The organism is Amycolatopsis benzoatilytica AK 16/65 (assembly GCF_000383915.1).
In the GTDB taxonomy this organism is placed as follows: domain Bacteria; phylum Actinomycetota; class Actinomycetes; order Mycobacteriales; family Pseudonocardiaceae; genus Amycolatopsis; species Amycolatopsis benzoatilytica.
Window position 1 is genome coordinate 3,813,062 of sequence record NZ_KB912942.1, and the last position, 20,488, is coordinate 3,833,549.

Annotated in this window: 15 protein-coding genes; 4 read left to right on the top strand and 11 right to left on the bottom strand. The window is 71.8% G+C overall.

Annotated elements, in window-relative coordinates:
• The first annotated feature begins 70 nt into the window (after window positions 1–70).
• Window positions 71–643 carry a GNAT family N-acetyltransferase gene (locus AMYBE_RS0117365; protein WP_020660662.1) on the top strand — a complete coding sequence of 191 codons (573 nt, stop codon included), beginning with the start codon at window positions 71–73 and terminating at the stop codon, window positions 641–643.
• Window positions 644–733: 90 nt separating this feature from the next.
• The gene (locus AMYBE_RS0117370; RefSeq protein ID WP_027927750.1) at window positions 734–1,762 is read left to right on the top strand and encodes a quinone-dependent dihydroorotate dehydrogenase; all 1,029 of its coding nucleotides are present in this window, start codon (window positions 734–736) and stop codon (window positions 1,760–1,762) included.
• 103 nt (window positions 1,763–1,865) lie between these two features.
• On the opposite strand, the gene AMYBE_RS0117375 is transcribed toward AMYBE_RS0117370, so the two are convergent.
• From AMYBE_RS0117375 to AMYBE_RS41850, 9 genes are all read right to left on the bottom strand, one after another.
• Window positions 1,866–3,197 carry an allophanate hydrolase-related protein gene (locus tag AMYBE_RS0117375; RefSeq protein ID WP_020660664.1) on the bottom strand — a complete coding sequence of 444 codons (1,332 nt, stop codon included), beginning with the start codon at window positions 3,195–3,197 and terminating at the stop codon, window positions 1,866–1,868.
• A 455-nt stretch (window positions 3,198–3,652) separates the two neighbouring features.
• Complete coding sequence (pspM, locus tag AMYBE_RS0117380; RefSeq protein WP_020660665.1) at window positions 3,653–4,648, bottom strand: phage shock envelope stress response protein PspM; 996 nt, start codon at window positions 4,646–4,648, stop codon at window positions 3,653–3,655.
• Window positions 4,649–4,685: 37 nt separating this feature from the next.
• Window positions 4,686–5,528, bottom strand: a complete 843-nt coding sequence (locus AMYBE_RS0117385) for a PspA/IM30 family protein (RefSeq protein WP_020660666.1) — start codon at window positions 5,526–5,528, stop codon at window positions 4,686–4,688.
• A 242-nt stretch (window positions 5,529–5,770) separates the two neighbouring features.
• On the bottom strand, window positions 5,771–6,229 hold the full coding sequence (locus tag AMYBE_RS0117390; protein ID WP_020660667.1) for a helix-turn-helix domain-containing protein: 459 nt from the start codon (window positions 6,227–6,229) through the stop codon (window positions 5,771–5,773).
• A 100-nt stretch (window positions 6,230–6,329) separates the two neighbouring features.
• Window positions 6,330–6,794 carry a CinA family protein gene (locus AMYBE_RS0117395; RefSeq protein WP_020660668.1) on the bottom strand — a complete coding sequence of 155 codons (465 nt, stop codon included), beginning with the start codon at window positions 6,792–6,794 and terminating at the stop codon, window positions 6,330–6,332.
• Window positions 6,794–7,423: a CDP-diacylglycerol--glycerol-3-phosphate 3-phosphatidyltransferase gene (gene pgsA / locus AMYBE_RS0117400; RefSeq protein ID WP_034288733.1), complete on the bottom strand. Its 630-nt coding sequence runs from the start codon at window positions 7,421–7,423 to the stop codon at window positions 6,794–6,796. The genes AMYBE_RS0117395 and pgsA overlap by 1 nt, the downstream gene beginning before the upstream one ends.
• Before the next feature lie 29 nt (window positions 7,424–7,452).
• Window positions 7,453–8,910, bottom strand: coding sequence for a 30S ribosomal protein S12 methylthiotransferase RimO (rimO, locus tag AMYBE_RS0117405; RefSeq protein ID WP_027927751.1), 1,458 nt, complete (start codon window positions 8,908–8,910; stop codon window positions 7,453–7,455).
• Window positions 8,911–9,064: 154 nt separating this feature from the next.
• The gene (locus AMYBE_RS43405; RefSeq protein WP_051124731.1) at window positions 9,065–13,513 is read right to left on the bottom strand and encodes an AAA family ATPase; all 4,449 of its coding nucleotides are present in this window, start codon (window positions 13,511–13,513) and stop codon (window positions 9,065–9,067) included.
• 156 nt (window positions 13,514–13,669) lie between these two features.
• Window positions 13,670–15,718 carry an acyltransferase family protein gene (locus AMYBE_RS41850; protein ID WP_020660671.1) on the bottom strand — a complete coding sequence of 683 codons (2,049 nt, stop codon included), beginning with the start codon at window positions 15,716–15,718 and terminating at the stop codon, window positions 13,670–13,672.
• A 151-nt stretch (window positions 15,719–15,869) separates the two neighbouring features.
• Between AMYBE_RS41850 and AMYBE_RS0117420 the strand changes: the two genes are divergently transcribed.
• A complete protein-coding gene (locus AMYBE_RS0117420; RefSeq protein WP_020660672.1) occupies window positions 15,870–16,394 on the top strand; it encodes an amino-acid N-acetyltransferase in 525 nt (174 codons plus the stop codon).
• A gap of 30 nt (window positions 16,395–16,424) precedes the next feature.
• On the opposite strand, the gene AMYBE_RS0117425 is transcribed toward AMYBE_RS0117420, so the two are convergent.
• Together AMYBE_RS0117425 and AMYBE_RS41855 are read right to left on the bottom strand one after the other, a co-directional pair.
• Window positions 16,425–16,829 (bottom strand): hypothetical protein, encoded by a 405-nt coding sequence (locus AMYBE_RS0117425; RefSeq protein ID WP_027927752.1) that lies wholly within the window; start codon window positions 16,827–16,829, stop codon window positions 16,425–16,427.
• 43 nt (window positions 16,830–16,872) lie between these two features.
• Entirely contained in the window at window positions 16,873–19,464 is a 2,592-nt protein-coding gene (locus AMYBE_RS41855) for a DNA translocase FtsK (protein ID WP_051124733.1), read from the bottom strand.
• Between the two features lie 183 nt (window positions 19,465–19,647).
• Here AMYBE_RS41855 and AMYBE_RS0117435 point away from each other — a divergent pair, with 183 nt between their 5' ends.
• Window positions 19,648–20,487 (top strand): lysophospholipid acyltransferase family protein, encoded by an 840-nt coding sequence (locus AMYBE_RS0117435; protein ID WP_020660676.1) that lies wholly within the window; start codon window positions 19,648–19,650, stop codon window positions 20,485–20,487.
• Window position 20,488 lies beyond the last annotated feature (1 nt).

The window sequence follows — 20,488 nt, forward strand, 5'->3', positions numbered from 1 at the left end:
ACCGACCGCCCGGCGATCTTCCTGGCCGCAGCGGCTGCTCCGGGCGGCCGGATCTGGCTAGGCTGGGCCAATGCTCAGGCCGGACTACCCGATCAACACCGAGCGCCTCGTACTGCGCCCCTTCAAGGACGACGACCTCGATGCCTTGAACTCCTTCCAATCCCGCGCGGACGTGGCCCGCTACCTCTACTGGGGACCGCGCAGCCGCGCGGAATCCGCCGCGGCGCTGGCAAAGCGCATCCACAGCTCCACCCTGTCCGAGGAAGGACAGCTGCTCGCCGTCGCCGTCGAACTCGCCGAGACCGGGCAGCTGATCGGCGATCTCAACCTCGAATACCTCAGCGCCGAACACCGCTGCGGCGAGATCGGTTTCGTGTTCCACCCGGACCACCACGGGAAGGGCCTCGCCCGGGAAGCCGCCCGCGAACTGCTCCGGCTCGGCTTCGAGGACCTGGGGCTGCACCGGGTCATCGGCCGCTGCGACGGGCGGAACACCGCGTCCGCGACGTTGATGGAGCGCCTCGGAATGCGGCAGGAGGCGCATCTGCGGGAGAACGAGATCGTCAAGGGCGTGTGGACCGACGAACTGGTCTACGCCATGCTCGAGGACGAGTGGAAGGCCGCGGCGGCGAGGGCTGAGTGAACCTGGCCCCGGGTTTCGCGGCAGCGACCCGGGCCACACGTGCGGGCGGGTCCGGAAGCCGGTTCCGCGCCGATGCGGCAGCATGGGCGCGTGCTCTTCGACAGGATCGTCCGCCCCGCGATGTACCGGCTCGCCTACCACGACCCCGAGGTGGTGCACGAGCGCACCATCCGGCTGCTGAGCCGCGCCGGTGGCGCGATCCGGCCGGTTTCGCGGCTCTACCGGACCGACGACCCGGTCACCGTGTTCGGGCTGCGGTTCCCGAATCGCGTCGGGCTGGCCGCCGGGATGGACAAGAACGGCCGGGCGCTCGCGGCGTGGCCCGCGCTCGGCTTCGGGTTCGTCGAGGTCGGGACGGTCACCCGGCATCCGCAGCCGGGCAACCCGAAGCCGCGGCTGTTCACTCTTCCGGCCAGCGACGCGGTGATCAACCGGATGGGCTTCAACAACGAGGGCGCGCAGGCGCTGGCCGACCGGCTCGCCGCGCACGGGAAGCCGGGTGTGCCGCTGGGGATCAGCATCGGCAAATCGAAAGTGACGCCGCTGGAGGACGCGGTCGAGGACTACCGGTATTCGCTGCGCGCTCTGCACCCGTACGCCGACTACTTCGCGATCAACGTCAGCTCCCCCAACACGCCGGGTCTTCGCGCATTGCAGGACAAGGCCGCGCTCGCCGAGCTGCTCGCCGAGCTCCGCAAGACCGGCGCCGAACTGGGCGGCGAGACCCCCCTGCTGGTCAAGGTCGCCCCCGACCTCACCGACGACGCCCTCGCCGAGCTCCTCGAAGTCTGCCTGGAGCACGGGGTCGCCGGGATCATCGCGACCAACACGACGCTGGCCCGCACCGGCATCGCGGCTTCCGAATCCGCGCTGGCATCCGAAGCCGGCGGACTGTCCGGCCGGCCGCTGACCGCCCGCTCGGCCGAGGTCGTCCGCTTCGTGCACGAAAAGACCGGCGGCGCCCTGCCGATCATCGGCGTCGGCGGCATCCTCGGACCGGACGACGCTCTCCGGATGCTCGACGCCGGGGCCAGCCTCGTCCAGCTCTACACCGCGTTCGCGCTGCACGGGCCGGGCGTGGTCCGGCGGGTCAGCCGCGGCATCGCGGCGCGCGGGTGACAGCGGGATTCGGTTGCGGTGCCCGGGCGGCACGAGGCCGACCCGGCACAGTCGCAACGCCTTCCCTGCCCAGGTCCCCGTCACCGCGGGCCTGGGCCCTTTCTCACCGCGGGAATCTCGGGCCCGCGGTGCTGACGAACCGCAGGTAGCCGCGCCAAGACGCGTACCGGTCCAGGCTTTCGCCGCCCGTCGCCGCGGCGGGGTCGCAGACGACCGCCAGCGGTGTGCTGCCGTCCTCCAGTTCCACTCGGTTCAGCGCGAACGGCGCGGCCAGCCTGTCCGCGAACCGGTCGAAGGTCGCTGGTGACAGCCGCCAGCGTTCGCCGTCGATGCCGGTCGTGCCGGTGACCAGGCCGGGCTGCGGCGGGGTCACGTCGGAGAGCAGGACCAGCCGGTAGCGCTCGCTGGTCCGGACGAGCCCGCCGAACCGGGCGCCGCGCAGCTCGTCGTGCAGCGGCTGACCGCAGAGGTGCGCGCCGAACACCACGACGTCGACTGCTTCGGCCGGATACGGGTCCGGGCATTTCTCGCCGGTCAGGACCGACGCCAGGTCGATCCCGATCTGGTCCTCGAAGGCCCGGGTGACCACGGTGATTCCGTACGGCCGGCGCTGGCCGGGCACCGTCGCGGCGGCCAGGTCCAGGTCGTTCAGGGTGGATTCCGCGAAGCCGACGGTCGGCAGGAGGAGCGCGTCCAGGTCTGCCAGCAACGTCCTGGCCGCCGCCGCGCTGCCGGCTGGGGAGACCGCGCTGGCGTCCACCGGGACCAGCACCGCACCGGACGCTTCCAGGGACGCGGCGGCCACGTCGAACGCGCGTCGCGCGGGCAGCGGGAGGCTGGCAGCGTCCGGGACCCCGAGCCGTGGCCGGTGGCCGGCACCGAGCCGGACGTCGGGCGGCCATTCGCGGACGTCCGGGTCGAGGCCGTCGGGTCCCAGCATCGCCGCGACCGCCCGCTGTGCGGTCGCGAGGGTGCGAGCGGACACCGAAATGCTTTCCCGGACCCCGGTTCGGGGGACCAGACCCGGTGTCGGTTTGAGGCTGATCACGTCGGCCGGGGCGGAGATCTCTCGCGCGGACGTGGTCAACGCCAGGTCGGCGATGCCCAGGCCGATAACGGCGCATTCCGGATCGAACACCGTTGTCCCGAGCAGGACCGCGCCGGCGGCGGTCAGCCGCGAAACGGCGGAACCAGGCGGCGAGCCGTAGCGATCGTCCACGGTGCAGACGACGCCGGCGAGCGACAAGGTCTCGCCGGCGCGGACGCGTTCGTCGACCGTTTTCGCATCGACGAGCACTTCGTCCATCGTGCGCAACGCGACCCAGGACGCGGGCCGGTCGGCTTTCGCGATCCGTTCGAACGCGGTGCGCGCTCGCTCGTGCGCGCTGGGCGGGGGCAGGGGGATGTATTCGGGTTCCGGCGGGAGCGTGGTCACGGGGCGTCCTTTCCTCGGCGGATCGAGAAGAGTCCACTGTGTACGTCCGGCTCCGCGGAACCTCAGCCCACGACGCCGGACCTGGCAGGTGCCGACACCGACCTCATGGGAAAAACGTTAAACCGCAGACGTTTCCGTCACCAGCAGGATCGGATTACGCGATTGTTTCGGTGTGCGGGGCAGACTCACGCACCGTCGCGGCCGGGGTGGCGCGTTGCGCCGACCGGATTCCCAAACTCGGCCATCAGGCGGCATTTCCGGCCGGGACGAGCGTAAACCGCAGCCGGCCGGGTCGGACACGGCCGGACGCGGCCAGGCGACATTCACCCGCCGGGCCCGGCGTGGCGGGCCGGCGGAGCGTCCGGATTGCCGGGACCGCGGCGAGCCGACGCCGCGGTAGCACGTCGCAAACGCAGTAAGCCACCCGCAAGGCGCTCAGTGCGAGGCGACCGGCCTCAGCCCAGGTCCCGCAGCGCCAGAGCCAGCCCGGCGAGCCGGTCCGTCGCGTCTGTCAGCGCCTCGCGCGAGGTGCCCAGGCCGTCGCTGCTCGCGGCCACTGCCCGGCCGGCCGCGGCGACCAGGCTGCCGTAGCCCTCGATGCCGTCGTCGAGTTGTTCCCGCAGCTTCGTGATCGCCGCCTGCAGCGCGGAGCGTTCCCGTTCCGGCGCGGAGTCGCGGCCGCGTTCGATGGCCTGGATGCGATCCGCCAGGCCGCGGAGCGCGCGCGCCGCTTCGGTCGAAGTGGCGCGGGCGTCGGCCACCGACACTTCCGGCACCGCGGTGGTGCCCAGCGAGGTCGGCACGGACAGCTGGCGCAGCAGTTCGCCCAGCGACGCCTCGGACTCGGCCAGCCGTTCCATCGGCTCGCGTGCCACCGATCCGGCGGGCGGCAGCGGCGGCGGGCCGCTCGGCGCGGCCGGCAGTTCAGTCTTCTTCAGCTCGCGCAACCGCAGTCCGGTGCGGACGCTGAACGTGCCGAACACCAGCGTGGCGAACCCGCCCAGCACGGCCTGGCCGATCTCCGGGCCGCTGACCTGGCCGAGCAGGCCGGTCGCCGACAGCACGGTGAGCACGCCGAACAGGATCGTGATCAGCACCCACAGGGTGAGCATCCGGGAGGTGCGCCGGATCCGCCGCTGGTGCTTGGCCGCCGGTTCGTTCCAGCGCTGCCACTTCGCGCGGACCTCGGCGACCGCGGGCACCTGGCCGGCGACCGCGGAAAACGTGGTGGGCACCGTCGGACGACGGGGCACCGGGGGCTTCGCGGCGGCCGGGCGGTGCTGGAACCGGCCTGCCTGCTGCCCTTCCTGTCCCGGCTTCCCGCCGGCCTGATCGGCCGGCGGGAAGTACCGGTTCAGCTTCTCCTGGGCGCGCTGGGCATAGTCGGGCAGCCGTTCGATGTGCTTTTCGAGCTTGGCGTTGAACTCGCTGAAGTCCCGCCGCTTGGCCATCCCGCCACCCCCTGCGCTCTGCCCGTGGACCGGCCGGTCAGGCCGGGTTCTTGCCCTGCTCGGCCTGGACGCGGGCCTGGATCTCCCGCTGGATGTCCGCCGAGCTGCTGGCGGCCGGCTTCGCCGCCGCGCTGCCGTCGGTCACCTGCGCGACCGAGTCGCCGCGCATCGAGGCGCGGATCTGCTCCAGCCGCGAGTGGCCGGCCATCTGGGTGGCCGACTGCTGGACCTCCATCATCCGGCCCTGCACCGAGTTCTGCGCCAGCTCGGCCTGGCCCAGCGCGGTGGTGTAGCGCTTCTCGATCTTGTCCCGGACCTCTTCCAGCGACGGCGTGTTGCCCGGCGCGGCCAGCTGGCTCATCTGGTTGAGCGAAGCGGAGACCTGCTCCTGCATCTTCGCCTGCTCCAGCTGCGACAGCAGCTTGGTGCGCTCGGCCAGCTTCTCCTGCAGCATGGTGGCGTTGCGCTCGACGGCCTGCTTGGCCTGCGCGGCCGCCTGCAGCGACTGGTCGTGCAGCGTCTTGAGGTCTTCGATGTTCTGCTCAGCCGTGACGAGCTGCGCGGCGAAGCTTTCCGCCGCGGTCTCGAACTCGGTCGCCTTCGCCTCGTCGCCCTTGGAGCGCGCCTCGTCGGCGAGCACCAGCGCCTGGCGCGTGGACGCCTGGAGCTTCTCGACGTCGCCGAGCTGCCGGTTGAGCTTCATCTCCAGCTGCCGCTGGTTGCCGATCACGGAGGCGGCCTGCTGCGTCAGCGCCTGGTGGTTGCGCTGTGCCTCCTCGATGGCCTGCTGGATCTGTACCTTCGGGTCGGCGTGCTCGTCGATCTTCGACGAGAACGCCGCCATCATGTACTTCCAGAACTTCACGAACGGGTTGGCCATCTCCTCCGCCTGCCTTCTTGCGTCCCACGGGCCCTGAGTTTCCTCGGGGCGGGGCGTCGCTCCCCTAGTCACACAACGTCCCGACCCCGGCATCGGGTTCCATCGTGTCAGGTCGGCGTCCGCCGTTCCAGGCGACCCCGGGGGAATTCAGGGATGGCCCTGAGCGACGCTCGCCCCGACCCTGCCTACGCGTACGGCCCCGAGGGCGTTCCCCGGGGCCGTGCACGTATTCGATGCTCGCGTTACGCCGCGATCGTGGACGCCAGCTTCGGCGCGCCGATCGTGGTCCGCAACGTGGTGCTCATCCGCTGTGCGGGCTGAAGCCGCAGGTCGGACAGGTCGTCGCCGATCAGCTCGGACACCAGGCGGCCGCCTTCGAACCCGGCCGAGCCGGTTTCGCGGTCCGGCACGGTCTTCCGCGGCCCGGCGTCCACCTCTTCCGGCACCGGTGCGACCTCGACCTCGTCGAGGGCCGACACGTCGGCCGCGACCTTGTACAGCAGCTCGCCGAGCGGGAGCTCCAACGCCTGGCAGATGGAGGCCAGCAGCTCGCTGGACGCCTCCTTCTGGCCGCGCTCGACCTCGGACAGGTAGCCGAGGCTCACCCGGGCGGCACGAGAGATGTCACGCAGCGTTCGGCGCTGGTTTGTGCGGGCATGACGGAGCCGGTCACCGATCGCCTCGCGCAAGAGCACGGTCATCACGCGCCTCCCTTCCCGAACTGGTGCCTCCTACGTTACCCAGAGCTGCGCCCCGAGTGCAGGACTTGACACGTACGTACGCCAAGGGCGAACGCCGTTTTCAGTCTAGTTGTTCCCGGAGCAGCGCGAACGCGGCGCGCACCGAAGCCGCCCGGACGGCGGCCCGCTCACCGGCCGCGGCCAGCTCACGCACCGTGTCCGTGCCCGGTCCGCTCAACCCCACGAAGACCGTGCCCGGAGCCACGCCGTCCTGCGAGTCCGGCCCCGCGACGCCGGTCAGGCCGAGGCCCCAGGTCGCGCCGCAGCGCTCCCGCGCTCCCCTGGCCAGCTGCGCGGCCACCTCGGGGTGCACCGCGCCGTGCTCGGCCAGCAACTGCTCGTCGACGCCGGCCAAGGCCGCCTTCAGCTCCGTGGCGTAGACCACCAGCCCGCCGCGCAGCACCGCGCTCGCGCCCGGCACCTCAGCGAGCGTGGCGCAGACGAGTCCGGCGGTCAGCGACTCCGCCGCGGCCACGGTTTCCCCCCGACGGGTGAGAGCCTCGACCAGTTCGCGCGCCTGGCTCATCAAGCTCCCGTCGCGCGCCGGCCGGCCGCGCGGAGCCGGATCGCGCGGACCAGGTAGTCCACGCCGGTGACCACGGTCAGCGCCACCGCGATGCCCATCAGCGTCCAGCGCACCGGGTCCGCCCCGGCGGGAAGCGGCAGCAGGTACGTCACGATCGCGAGGATCTGCGCCATCGTCTTCGCCTTGCCGCCGCGGCTGGCCGGGATCACGCCGTGCCGGATCACCCAGAACCGCAGCAGCGTCACGCCGATCTCGCGGACCGCGATCACGACGGTGACCCACCAAGGCAGCTCGCCGAGGACGCTCAGCCCGATCAGCGCGGCGCCGATCAGCGCCTTGTCCGCGATCGGGTCGGCGATCTTGCCGAAGTCGGTGATCAGCCCGTAGCGGCGGGCGACCCAGCCGTCCACCTGGTCGGTGGCCGAGGCGAGGGCGAACAGCCCGGTGGCGATCAGCCGCCACGTGGTGTCCTCGCCGCCCGCGGTGAACAGCGCCAGCACGAACAACGGCACCAGCACGAGCCGCGAGATGGTGAGCAGATTCGCCAGGTTCAGCGTGGGGACCGGGGTCGCCTCGGGCACCTGGGCGCCGCCGTCGGCGGGGCCGTCGGGGGACGCGGCGCGGGGCACGCCCTCGCCCGCCCCGCCGGTCGCGGCACTCACCGGCCGGAGTCCGGCACCGGCCGGACGATCAGGTCCACCCCGGCGGAGTCGACCACCTCGCAGCGGACGAGATCGCCCACCGCGAAGGAGTTGGCGGCCTCGTCTTCGAGATTTTCGAGGATGACGCACTCGCCGTCGACCTCGGGCGCCTGGTGCGCGGCGCGGCCCACCGCGTCGTCGCCGTCCGCGCCGTCGTTCTCCACCAGCACAGTCACCACAGTGCCGATCCGGTCCTCGGCGCGCTGCGCGGTGAGCTCCTCGACCAGCGCCGAGATGCGGGCGACGCGCGCGGCGACCTCGGCCGGGTCGAGCTTGCCGTCGAAGGTCTCCGCCTCGGTGCCGTCCTCGTCGGAGTAGCCGAACACGCCGACCGCGTCGAGCCGGGCGCCGGTCAGGAACCGCTCCAGCTCGGCCAGGTCGTCCTCGGTTTCGCCGGGGAACCCGACGATCACGTTGGTCCGGATGCCCGCCTCCGGCGCGTACTCGCGGATCTGCGCGGTGAGCGCGAGGAACGAGTCGGTGGAGCCGAACCGGCGCATCCGGCGCAGCACCTGCTCGCTGGAGTGCTGGAAGGACAGGTCGAAGTAGTCCGCGACGCCCGGCGTGGTCGCGATGGCCTTGACCAGCTGCGGACGGGTCTCGGCAGGCTGCAGGTAGGACACCCGGACGCGCTCGATGCCGTCGATCTCGGCCAGCCGCGGCAGCAGCAGCTCCAGCGCGCGCGAGCCCTCGCGGCCGAAGTCCTTGCCGTAGGACGTGGAGTTCTCGCTGACCAGGAAGAGTTCCTTGACGCCGTTCTCGGCCAGCCAGGCCGCCTCGGCGACGATCTCGTCCGGCTGGCGCGACACGAACGACCCGCGGAACGACGGGATCGCGCAGAACGAGCAGCGCCGGTCGCAGCCGGAGGCGATCTTCAGCGCGGCGACCGGGGAATCGTCCAGCCGGGTGCGCAGCACGCGCGGGCCCCAGCCGTGCTGGGCGTGGCCGGGCACCTCGACCTCGGTCGTGGCGGCGGGCCGCTGGACCGGGCTGATCGGCAGCAGCTTGCGGCGGTCGGACGGGGTGTGCGCGGCGATCGCGCGTCCGGCGACCACGTCGTCCAGCCGGGAGGACAGGTCGGCGTAGTGGTCGAAGCCGAGGACGGCGTCCGCCTCGGGCAGGCTGTCGGCCAGCTCGTTGCCGTACCGCTCGGCCATGCAGCCGACCGCGACCACCTTGCGGCCGGTGTCGGCGGCGGCGAGCAGCGTGTCGACCGAGTCCTTCTTCGCGGACTCGACGAAGCCGCACGTGTTCACCACGACGACGTCGGAGTCCTCGGGTTCGGCGGCCAGTTCCCAGCCGCCCGCGGCCAGCCGGCCCGCCAGCTCCTCGGAATCGACCTCGTTGCGGGCGCAGCCCAAGGTCACGAGGGAGACACGACGGGCGCGAGCGGGTTCAACGGCTGGAGAAGGCACGACGTTCAGGGTAGCCGTCGGCCTCGGACGGCTCCGCGACGGAGTCGCTCAGCCGGGCGAACGGCCTTCTCCCGGCGTCCGGGAAGGGCCCGCGGAGGGAAGCAGAGTCCCTCCAGGGCCCCTCCCGGACCGGCCGCCGAGCGAGCGGACGGGTTCAGGCGGCGGCGACGTCGGCGACTGTCAGCATCGTCAGCTCGGTGTCGTCCAGCGCCTCGAGATCGACGTCCGGGCCGGCCAGCCGCATCGCCTGGGAGCGGATCGCGCGCTCCAGCAGCCCGCGCGCGGAGCGGCCGTTCGCGAAGCCGGTGCCTCGGTCGATGCCGGCGATGAAGCCGGGCAGCGCTTCGGTCAGCTCGGGGTCGAGACGGTAGCCCTGCTTGCCTGCCATGCTCGTGAAGATCTCCGCCAGCTGTTCGTTCGTGTAGTCGGCGAAGTGCACCGTCGCGCCGAACCGGGACCGCAGGCCGGCGTTGGCGTCGAGGAACCGGTCCATGTCCGCGGGATAGCCGGCCGCGATGACGATCAGGTCCTCGCGATGGTTCTCCATCTGCACCAGCAGCTCGGCGACCGCCTCGGTGCCGAAGTCGCTGTTGTTCGAATAGGTCTGGACCAGGTTGTACGCCTCGTCGATGAACAGCAGCCCGCCGATCGCCCGCTCGCAGACATCGCGCGTCTTCGGCGCGGTCTGCCCGATGTACTCGCCCACCAGGTCCGGCCGCGCGACCTCGACCAGGTGCCCGGACGGCAGCACGCCCAGCTCCCGGTAAAGCTGGCCCATCAGCCGCGCGACGGTCGTCTTCGCGGTGCCCGGGTTGCCGGTGAACACGAGGTGCCGGCTGCGCGCCCCGACCGGCAGCCCGGCCTTGCGCCGGCGCGCGTCCAGCCGCGTCTCCGCGACCAGGGAACGGACCTGCGCCTTCACCTCGTCCAGGCCGATCATCCCGTCGAGTTCGGCCATCAGGTCGTCCAAGCCGCGCCGCGGCCCGGCCTCGTCGGTGACCGCGACCCCCGATTCGGCGGCCAGGTCGGCCGCGACGAGCGTGCCGAGCTGGTCGGCCGGGGTGTCCGGGGCGGCGGCGAGCCGCGAAGACTGCTTGCTGATCGCGGCTTCCAGCATCCCGCGCGCGGACCGGCCGTTCGCGAACCCGCGCCCGCGCGGGATCCGGCGCACGGCTTCGGGCAGCACAGCTTGGAGGTCTTCGGAGAGCTGGTAGCCGAGACCCTTCGCCATCACCTCGAAGATCTTCGCCAGCTCGTCGTTCGAGTAGTCCGGGAACTCGATCCGGCCGGAGAACCGCGACCGCAGGCCCGGGTTGGCTTCCAGGAACTCGTCCATCTGCTTCGGGTAACCGGCCACGAACACCACCAGGTCGTCGCGGTGGTTCTCCATCTGCACCAGCAGCTCGGTGACCGCTTCCTGGCCCATCGAGTCGTTTTCGTCCTTGACCAGGTTGTAAGCCTCGTCGATGAACAAGACGCCGCCGCTCGCGCGCTCGCACACCTCGCGCGTCTTCGGCGCGGTTCCCCCGGCGTATTCCGCGACCAGATCGGCCCGGCCGACCTCGACCAGGTGCCCGGACGGCAGCACTCCCAGCTCCCGGTAGATCTGGCCGACCAGCCGCGACACCGTCGTCTTCGCGGTGCCCGGGTTGCCGGTGAACAGCAGATGCCGGCTGCGGACCGCGACCTTCATGCCCGCGTCGCGCCGCCGCTGGTCGACGGCCATCTCGTCCACCATCGACCGGACCCGCTGCTTCACCGAGTTCAGGCCGATCATCCCGTCCAGCTCGGCGAGCAGCTCGTCGAGACTCCGGCGCGGGCCGGCGTCGTCGATCGCGCCGACCCCGGCCTCGCCCGGCGCCGGCAGGTCGGCGCCGACCAAGGTGACCAGGTCGGCATCGGAGACGTCGCCCGAGGTGAGCCGGGTCGACTGCTTCGCGATCGCGGTTTCCAGCAGGCCGCGCGCCGACCGGCCGTTGGCGAACCCGCGCCCGCGCGGGATCCGCCGGACCGCCTCGGGCAGCGCGTCCAGCAGGTCCGGGGCGAGCCGGTAGCCCTGGCCCTTCGCCATCACCGCGAAGATCTGCGCCAGTTCGTCGTTCGAGTAGTCCGGGAAGTCGATGACGCCGGCGAACCGGGACCGCAGGCCCGAGTTGGCCTCCAGGAAGGCGTCCATCTCCTTCGGGTAGCCGGCCGCGAAGACCACCAGGTCCTCGCGGTGGTTCTCCATCTGCACCAGCAGTTCGGCGACGGCTTCCTTGCCGAACTGGTCGTCCTTCTCGGTCATGAGGTTGTACGCCTCGTCCAGGAACAGCACACCGCCGGCGGCCCGCTGCACCACCGCGCGGGTCTTCTGCGAGGTCTCGCCGAGGTATTCGCCGACCAGGTCGGTGCGGGTCACCTCCACGACGTGGCCCTTCGGCAGCACGCCGAGCGCCTGGTAGACCTTGCCCAGCAGCCGCGCGACGGTGGTCTTGGCGGTGCCCGGATTGCCGGTGAGCAGCAGATGCCGGCTGCGCACGGCGACCTTCATGCCGGATTCGCGGCGCCGGGCGTCGATCGCCATCTCCGAGGTCAGCGAGCGGACCCGCTCCTTCACCGCGGCCAGGCCGATCATCGCGTCCAGCTCGGCGAGCAGCTCCTCGATGGACTGGCCGCCGCGCTTGCCGACCGCCGCCACCAGCGGCTCGATGTCCTGATGGGTCAGCTGGATGCGGCTGCCCGGCGTCGCGCCCCGGGTGATCGCCTGGCGCGATGCCGCGTCCAGCATCGCCTCCACCGCCGTGGCCTCGGGCTCCTTGACCAGCGCGGCGAGCCGGTCGCGGACGTCCGGGGGCAGCCCGAAGGACCGTTCCCAGGCCAGCGCATCGAGCAGAGCGGCCGCCTCGGCCGGCCGGTCGAACCGGGCCAGCCGGTACTGCAGGCTGGCCGCGACCAGGTCCGGTGCTTCGACGGCAAGGGTCTCCAGCATCTTCTCGGTGCCGGCCAGGATGATCAGCCGGCAGCTCTCCTGGTCGCGCGAATACGCGCGGAGCTGGCGGACCGTCGCTCCGGCGTCCTTTTCGAAGAACGCATCGGCTCGCTCCGCGAGCATCAGGCCGGACCCGCCGTCGTCGATCCGGTTGACTTCGTCGACGAGCGTGCGGTCGACCGCGTCGTCCGGGAACTGGGCGAGCAAACCGACGCTGTCGACGAACTGGGCGCTCTCGAATCCGACCTCCGCGTCGGCCAGCGCGGTCTTCAGCGCCCGGGCGAACCGGCGCTGTCCGGTGTTCGGCTCCCCGATCAGCAGGACGAGCGGGTTCGGCTGCTTCGAGCCTTCCGACCTCCTGGCTTCTTCGCGCCGTTCCCAGGCCGCGTACGCCGCTTGCCAGGCCGCGTACTGCTGCTCGTAGTAGGAGTACGCGCGCTCGTACTCCTCTTGCCCGCGCCGGTCGTTGTTGCGCTGCTTCATCCGGTTGCCCGCGGCGAGCAGGTCGAGCGTGACCGATCGGCTGTGCCGGGCCATGTCGTCCAGCACGCCACCGCGCTGCCCGTTCGACTCCGGCGGGGCCGGCGGCACCGGCTCGACCGGAGCCGGTTCGCCGGGACCGTTCGCGGTGCCGTGCCGGGTCGCGTCCGCCCAGGCGATCACTCGGACGGCGTTCGCCAGGAACGCGGTCGCCGAATCCGGACCGCAGACGAAAGCGCCGGTCCGGCCCAGGTTCTCCACCCGGGCAGGCGGCGTGCCTTGCCGGGCCGGTCCGGCTGGCGGCGGTCCGCCCGCGGAAGCCGGCAACGGCGGCGGACCCGCCGGAGCCGTCGAGGCCGGCGGAGGTCCGCCGGGAGCCGGAGGCAGCGGCGGCGGACCGCTCGGAGCCGGGGGCAACGGCGGCGGACCGCCGGCCGGGAGCGGCGGCGGACTGCCAGCCGGCAGCGGCGGCGGCTGCGCCGGGACCTGCCCGGACCACGGACCACCCTGCGCTGCCTGCGGACCCTGCGGCGCCTGCGGATAGCCCTGCGGCGGGGTGCCGGGGTAGCCCTGCGGTGCGGCCGGGAAACCGCCGGGATTGCTTTGCGGGGCCGGATTCTGACCGTAACCGCCCGGGTGGCCGGGCTGCGGGGCCGCCCCGCCGAACCCGCCTTGCGGACCAGGACCGCCGGAGCGGCCGGGGTTGCCCTGCGGCATCGGCCCGCTGCCGGGGTTGCCCTGCTGCGGGCCGGGACCGCCCGGGTAGCTCTGCGGCACCGGGCCGGGACCGCCGAAATTCCCTTGCGGCGCAACGGGATACGGCTGCTGCGGCGGGGCTCCGTACCCGGGTTGCGGACCGCCTGGATACCCCTGCGGCACGCTGTATCCGCCGGTCCCGGGGGCCGGACTGGCTGGGTAGGCCGGGCCGGGGGCAGGGGCGCCTTGGGGAGGCATCAGCTGGGCGGCCGCCCGGTAGTTCGGGTCGGCGGGCGGTTGCGCGGACAGCCAGCTCCCGTTCGTCAGCCGGCGCTGCCACTGCTGGCCAGGGGCCAGCTGCCACACCATGCCGTCCGGCCCGGTCAGCACCGCCGTGCGGCCGGCCGCCGCCTCGGACTGCGCGGCTTGGAATGCGTCCCATCCTGCGCGCGTCATGAAAGCCCGCTCCCCCTCACGTCCCCTCGGCAGCCCGCCTGCCGCCGCCTCATTGTGCCCAATCCGGGACAGCGAGCGAGCACCTGCCGCCGGTGTCGTCCGGTATGTCTCGGATGATCGATTCGGTCTGGGGGCCGCGCACCGCGCCGGGCCGGCTCACCACTTCAGGCTGCGCTTCAGCTCGGGGACCGCGATCGGCGCGAGCGTCGTGTTGAACGTCGCGGACGGATGGTTGTCGTCCATGTACACCAGCACGTTCCCGACCACCGCGCGGCAGTTCTTCTCGTCGCAGTAGTAGTCGGTGAAGTCCAGGAACGTGACGTTGTCCGGGACGTCGTCGATCTTCTCGTACGCCGGGGTCGCGGCGATCGCGGCCGGCCGCGGCACCGAACACGCCGGGTCGGTCGGGCTCTTCTCGGCGACGCAGCTGGCCATGTTGAACGTGTAGCGCGGGTTGTCGCGCACGCCCACCACCGGGATGCCCGCCTTGTCCAAGGTCGACCAGACGTCGAGAAAGCCCGCCGGCGTCTTCTCGTGCGGGCCGGGCTTGGCGTTGATCGTGCTCAGCACGACGACCGCGTCCGGCCGGGTCTCGAGCAGTTCGTCGGTCACCGCCTTGTTCCAGGCGACGCAGCCCGGGTCGCCCGGCATCAGGTCGGAACCGGCCGAGTACGGGCAGGCGCCCTTCAGCATGGTCTTGATCTGCCAGCCGTCGGAGACGATCGCGGGACGGAACGTCGCCAGGTACTGCTGGATGTGCGAATCCCCGACCAGCACGACGCTCTTGGTCGGCGGCCCTTCCGGGTCCTCGGTGCAGATCTGCAGCTCCTTGTTGCGCGGCGACGTCGAGCACTGGTCTTTCGAGCTGCGGGCCCAGTCGTCGGCGAGCTTCACGGTGGGCGGCACGATCGACGGGGCCGGCCCGCCGCGGTAGACATACCCCTGCGCGTGCGCGACCGCGCCCGGGTGGTCCGGGTCGCCGACAGCGATCTCGAAGTTCGCCCGCGTGCTGCTCACGCCCTGCCAGACCCCGCTCGCGACCAGCACCGGGGCGAGCGCGAGGACGCCGAACCGGTAGGCGCCCGACGGCTTGACGGCGCCGATCGCCGACAGCCGGACCGGGTTTTCGATGAGGTGGTAGGTCACGATCGCCAGCAGGAACGACACGCCGACGACGAACGTCCCGCCGAGCAGGCCGACCGCCGGCCGGTCGCGGGCGACCAGGTAGAACACCAGTACCGGCCAGTGCCAGAGGTAGAGCGAGAAGCTCAGGTTCCCGACGTAGTTCATGGACTTCGAGCTGAGCCAACGGTCCGCGCCGAGCGCGCTCTCGGTCTGGCCCGCCATCAGCACCAGGCCCGCCGCGACGGTCGGCCACAGCGCGATCCAGCCGGGGAACGAGCGGTCGACGTCGAGCAGCGCACCGCACAGCACGATCCCGGCTACGCCCGCCCAGCCGAGCACGATCCGCAGCAGCCGGGGCAGCGCGACCGCGTCGATGAACATCGCCAGCAGCCCGCCGAGCGCGAACTCCCAGACCCGGGTCAGGCCGTGGAAGTAGGCCAGCGGCTGGTCCGCCGAGGTCAGGTAGACCGAATAGGCCAGCGACGAGACGAACAGCAACCCCAGCACGAGGTTCACGGTGCGCCGCAACGACCAGCCGAGCCTGCGCACCAGCAGGCCGAGACCGGCGAACAACAGCGGCCAGAGGAGGTAGAACTGGCCCTGGATGGACAGCGACCAGAAGTGCTGCACCAGGCTCGCGCTGTTGTGCTGCGCGAAGTAGTCCACCGAATCGGACGCGAGCTGCCAGTTCTCGTAGAACAGCGCCGCCGCGACGACCTCGCGGATGGTCTGGAACCAGCGGTCCTGCGGCAGCAGGAACTGCGACACGACCACGATCGTCAGCAGGACGGTCATCGCGGCCGGGAAGAGCCGCTTGATCATCCGTCCCCAGGTGGCGCGCAGCTCGATCCGGCCGCGCAGCAGCGCCCGGTACACCTGGCCGGTGATCAGGAACCCGGAGATCAGGAAGAAGATGTCGAGTCCGCCGGAGATCCGGTCGAACCACACGTGGTAGACCACGACCAGCACCGACGCCAGCGCGCGCACGCCCTGCAGTTCGGGGCGGAACCGGGCCCTGGCGGCCGGGCCGGCCGGCGGTTTGCCGGGTCGCTCCGGGGCGGCCACGGTGCTACCGGACATGCGCTGTTCCCCTCCCGACGGCCGGCAGCCGCCGGCGCGGGCGGCTACGGGTCATGTGCGCCCATTAGCTATACGTGACATCCCGGGCCGCAACGCACCCGGGGGTCCCCGACACTCTTGCCCAGCCGCGGCGGTCGTTAATCTTGGCCGGGTGTCCCCCGAAGCCCGACCGCCGTCCGTCCGCCGCGCGCGGATCGCCGACGTCCGCAAGATCAAGGCCCTGGTCGATTCCGACGCGGGGCGGGTGCTCCTGGAAAAGGACCTGGTCACGCTTTACGAGGCGGTGCAGGAGTTCTGGGTGGTGACCGACGAGCGGGAAGGTTCGGCCGACGTGCTCGGCGCGGCCGCCCTGCACGTGCTGTGGGAGGACATCGGCGAACTTCGCACCGTGGTGGTCGACAAGGCGGCCCGCGGCCGCGGGATCGGCCACGCGCTGGTCGGACGGCTCGTCGAAGAAGCCCGGGAGCTGGGCTTGAAGCGGCTGTTCGTGCTCACCTTCGAGACGTCGTTCTTCTCCGGGCACGGGTTCGTGGAGATCGACGGCGCGCCGGTGTCGCACGAGGTGTACGAGGAGATGCGGCGCTCGCTCGACCCGGGCGTGGCGGAGTTCCTCGACCTGCCGTACGTGAAGCCGAACACGCTCGGCAATTCGCGGATGCTGCTCGAGTTCTCCTGAGGGCCGAGGCGGTTCTCCCGTCCTCGACCATTACGAGACGCGCAGCGTGACCCGGGTCCCGTCCGGGCTGACGCCGGCCAGCTTGACAGTCGTGCCCGCGAAATTCGCCTCGTGCGGGCCCGGCCGGTCGGTGTGCAGCTGGACCGTCGTGTGCTCGCCGCGGCCCGGCTCGGTCAGGACCAGCGCGACGACCGCGTCGCCGGCGACGAAACATTGCCGGCCCGGGCGGCAGCGCGAATCCGACACCAGGCCCCGGTAGCGCACCGTCAAGTCCCGCCCGGCGACGTGGACCTCCTGGCCGGTCCTGAGCACCGCGTCGCGGCCCGGCTCGGCCGTCGGGGGCGGCGGCTGCTGGGCGAGGGCTACTGAACCGCCGGCACACCCGGCCAGCGTCGCGGCTGCCGCGACGCCCACTGCGAGTTTCCTGAAGTCCATGCTTCCCGGACGGCCCGGCCGGGCCGTCCGGTTGCACCGCGGCTCAGAAGTCTTCGTCCTCGCCGCCGGCCGGTGCGCCGCCCGCGTCGGAGCCGCCGCGGATCATGAACAGCACCGACTCCAGTTCCTCCGGCTTGATCAGCACGTCGCGGGCCTTCGAGCCCTCGGACGGGCCGACCACGCCGCGGCTTTCCAGCAGGTCCATCAGCCGGCCCGCCTTGGCGAAGCCGACCCGCAGCTTGCGCTGCAGCATCGACGTGGACCCGAACTGCGACGTGACGATCAGCTCGGCGGCCTGCAGCAGGACGTCGAGGTCGTCGCCGATGTCCGCGTCGATCTCCTTCTTCTCGCCGGCCTTGGCGCTGGTGACGCCGTCGTTGTAGTCCGGCTGCGCCTGTTCCTTGGCGAAGTTGACGACCGCGGCGATCTCTTCGTCGCCTACGAACGCGCCCTGGATGCGGACCGGTTTCCCGGCCCCCATCGGCAGGTAGAGCGCGTCGCCCATGCCGATCAGTTTCTCCGCGCCCGGCTGGTCGAGGATGACCCGCGAGTCGGTGAGCGACGAGGTGGCGAACGCGAGCCGCGAGGGCACGTTCGTCTTGATCAGGCCGGTGACCACGTCGACCGACGGCCGCTGGGTCGCGAGCACCAGGTGGATGCCGGCGGCGCGGGCCTTCTGGGTGATCCGGACGATCGCGTCCTCGACGTCGCGGGGCGCGGTCATCATCAGGTCGGCCAGCTCGTCGACGATCGCCATGATGTACGGGTAGGGCTGGTAGACGCGTTCGCTGCCGGGCGGCGCGGTGATGTCGCCGGAGCGCACCTTGGCGTTGAAGTCGTCGATGTGCCGGACCCGGTTGGCCTGCATGTCCTGATACCGCTGCTCCATCTCCTCCACCAGCCAGGCCAGCGCGGCGGCGGCCTTCTTCGGCTGGGTGATGATGGGCGTGATCAGGTGCGGGATGCCCTCGTACGGCGTCAGCTCGACCATCTTCGGGTCGATCAGGATCATCCGGCACTCGTCCGGCGTCGCCCGGGCCAGCAGCGACACCAGCATCGAGTTCACGAAACTGGATTTACCGGAGCCAGTGGAACCGGCCACCAGCAAGTGCGGCATCTTCGTCAGGTTCGCGGTGACGAACTCGCCCTCGATGTCCTTGCCCAGCCCGATCAGCATCGGGTGGTTGTCCCGGACGGTGGACGGCGCGCGCAGCACGTCGCCGAGGCGCACCATCTCGCGGTCGGAGTTCGGCACCTCGATGCCGACCGCGGACTTGCCCGGGATCGGCGCGAGCAGCCGGACGTTGTCGGTCGCCACCGCGTAGGCGATGTTCTTGGTCAGCGCGGTGATCTTCTCGACCTTCACGCCTGGGCCGAGCTCGACCTCGTACCGGGTGACCGTCGGGCCCCGGGTGAAGCCGGTGACTTGCGCGTCGACGTTGAACTGCTCGAGGACGCCGGTGATCGCCTCGATCATCTGGTCGTTGGCCTTGCTGCGCGACTTCGGCGCGTCGCCGAGCTTCAGCAGGTCCGGCGGGGGCAGCGCGTAGTCGCCCTCGACCGCGCGGGTGACCGACAGCGCGGGCTCCGGAGCCTTCTTCGGCTTCTTCTCCGGAATCTCGGCCGGCGGCGCGACCGGCTTCGGCGGCCGGATCGGCATCGCCGGCTCGGCGAGCGCGGCTTCGATGTCGAGCTGCTCGCCTTCCTGGTCGGACGTAGCTTGCCGGCGGCGCGACGGCTTGCGCAGCCGCACCGGCTTCGGTTCGGCCTCGGGGACCGGGTCCGGCTCGAGTCCGGCTTCCTCGCCGTCGCCCTCGTACTCGGCCAGTTCGTGCTCGTCGAGGCCCCAGGTGCGCAGGCGGTGCGGGATGTCACGGACCGGAGTGCCGGTGAACACGAGGATGCCGAACAGCAGCGCGAGGATCAGCAGCGGCACCGCGACCCATGTCGTGACGCCCGCGGTCAGCAGGCCGCCGGAGAACGCGCCGATAATGCCGCCGGCGTACATCCGGCCGTCGTTGGTGTCCGGAAGCGCGGTGAAGATGTGCAGCATTCCGAGCACGGCCAGCACGACCAGCACGGTGCCGACGACCATCCGCGGCCGCACCTCCGGCCTCGGCTCGGACCGCATCAGCGCGACCGCGACCACCACCAGCACCAGCGGCAGGGTGACCGAGCCCGCGCCGAAGACGGTCCGGGCGGCGATCTCGACGCCGGTCCCGATCGGCCCGGCCGCCCGCCACCACACGCCGACCGCGGCGACGATGGCCAGCGCGATCAGCCCGAGCGCGAGCCCGTCGCGCCGGTGTTCGGCTTCCAGCTCCCGGGTGCGCCCGACCGTGCGGGCCAGCGAGCCGAGCCCCTTCGCAGCGAGGTTCCAGGCGCCGCGGACGCCGCGGCCGAACGCGCCGGTCGAGCTCGTGCGCTTCGCGGGCCTGCGGGCGGAGCTGCGGGGCCGGGCGGAGGAGCCGCCTCGGGACGAGCCCGACCGGGAGGACGATGCCCTGGTCGAGCCGCCTTTCGACGACCTGCTGGCAGCACCGGCCCGGGACTTCGCCGGCGTACGCGAACTGCGCGCCGGTGCCTTCCCGCCGCTTCCTGCCGTGCTCCGCTTCCTTGTCGCCGACCCAGCCATGTCTCCACGGTAACCGGCGAACCCCGATAGTCCCACGTGCCACTCGCAGCGCACCGGAAACAATCGTCCCGGGGAGCGTTGTGCGGGGCCGCCGGGAGAGCCCCGTCCCCCGGAGCCCGAGAGCTGCCCGCCGACAGCCGACCGTGCCGCCGGTCCGTCCCGGAAGCATGAAATGCTCTGCTCATGTTCGCGCTGCAACAGGACGATGTCCCGGCTCCGCGCCGCGCCCCGGCGATCTGGCGGACGATGCTCAACCTCGACCGCGGGCTGGTGAACCTCGTCGGGCAGCTCACCGTGACCGGTTCGGTGCCGCGCGAACTGCGCGGCAAGCCGCTGCTGATGGCCGCCAACCACATCGGCGTGTTCGACGCCTTCGTGCTCATGGCCGCCTGCAAGCGGATCGGCATCAACCCGCGGTTCATGCTGGCCGGCGGGATCCTGGACGCGCCGGTCATCGGACCGGCGCTGCGAGTCAGCGGGCACCTGCGGGTGGACCGGAAGGAAGCCGCGGCGCAGGCGACCACCGCGCGGGGCCAGTTCGACGAGGCGGCCGAAGCGCTGCGCACCACCCGGGAGCCGATCATCGTCTACCCGGAGGGCCGGATCAGCCACGACCCGGGACTGTGGCCGGAACGAGGCAAAACCGGCGCCGCACGGCTCGCGCTCGCCGCGGGCGTGCCGGTGATCCCGATCAGCCAGTGGGGCGCGCACGAGGCGGTGTACTGGGGCACCGAAACCGTGAACGGCCCCGGCGACCTGCTCCCGCTGGTCCGGTCCGGACTCAGCGCCCCGCTGCGCCGGCCGCGGTTCCAGGTGCATTTCGGCGCGCCGGTAGACCTCTCCGGCGTCGAACCGGAGCGACCCGGGGCGGGCGTGCGCGCGCACGCGAAGATCATGCAGGCGATCACCGACGGGCTGATCCCGCTGCGTCGCCAGGAACCGATCCGGCCGCGCTTCTACGACCCGACCCGGCCGACCGACACGGTCAGCCCGTGGAAGCCCCGGCGCCAGCCCGGACGGTGAG

Coding starts and splice junctions, on each gene's coding strand:
- AMYBE_RS0117365 (WP_020660662.1), top strand. CDS start 71: ATGCTCAGGCCGGACTACCCGATCAACACCGAGCGCCTCGTACTGCGC.
- pspM (WP_020660665.1), bottom strand. CDS start 4,648: ATGGCCAAGCGGCGGGACTTCAGCGAGTTCAACGCCAAGCTCGAAAAG.
- AMYBE_RS0117385 (WP_020660666.1), bottom strand. CDS start 5,528: ATGGCCAACCCGTTCGTGAAGTTCTGGAAGTACATGATGGCGGCGTTC.
- AMYBE_RS0117390 (WP_020660667.1), bottom strand. CDS start 6,229: ATGACCGTGCTCTTGCGCGAGGCGATCGGTGACCGGCTCCGTCATGCC.
- AMYBE_RS0117395 (WP_020660668.1), bottom strand. CDS start 6,794: ATGAGCCAGGCGCGCGAACTGGTCGAGGCTCTCACCCGTCGGGGGGAA.
- AMYBE_RS43405 (WP_051124731.1), bottom strand. CDS start 13,513: ATGACGCGCGCAGGATGGGACGCATTCCAAGCCGCGCAGTCCGAGGCG.
- AMYBE_RS41850 (WP_020660671.1), bottom strand. CDS start 15,718: ATGTCCGGTAGCACCGTGGCCGCCCCGGAGCGACCCGGCAAACCGCCG.
- AMYBE_RS0117425 (WP_027927752.1), bottom strand. CDS start 16,829: ATGGACTTCAGGAAACTCGCAGTGGGCGTCGCGGCAGCCGCGACGCTG.
- AMYBE_RS41855 (WP_051124733.1), bottom strand. CDS start 19,464: ATGGCTGGGTCGGCGACAAGGAAGCGGAGCACGGCAGGAAGCGGCGGG.
- AMYBE_RS0117435 (WP_020660676.1), top strand. CDS start 19,648: ATGTTCGCGCTGCAACAGGACGATGTCCCGGCTCCGCGCCGCGCCCCG.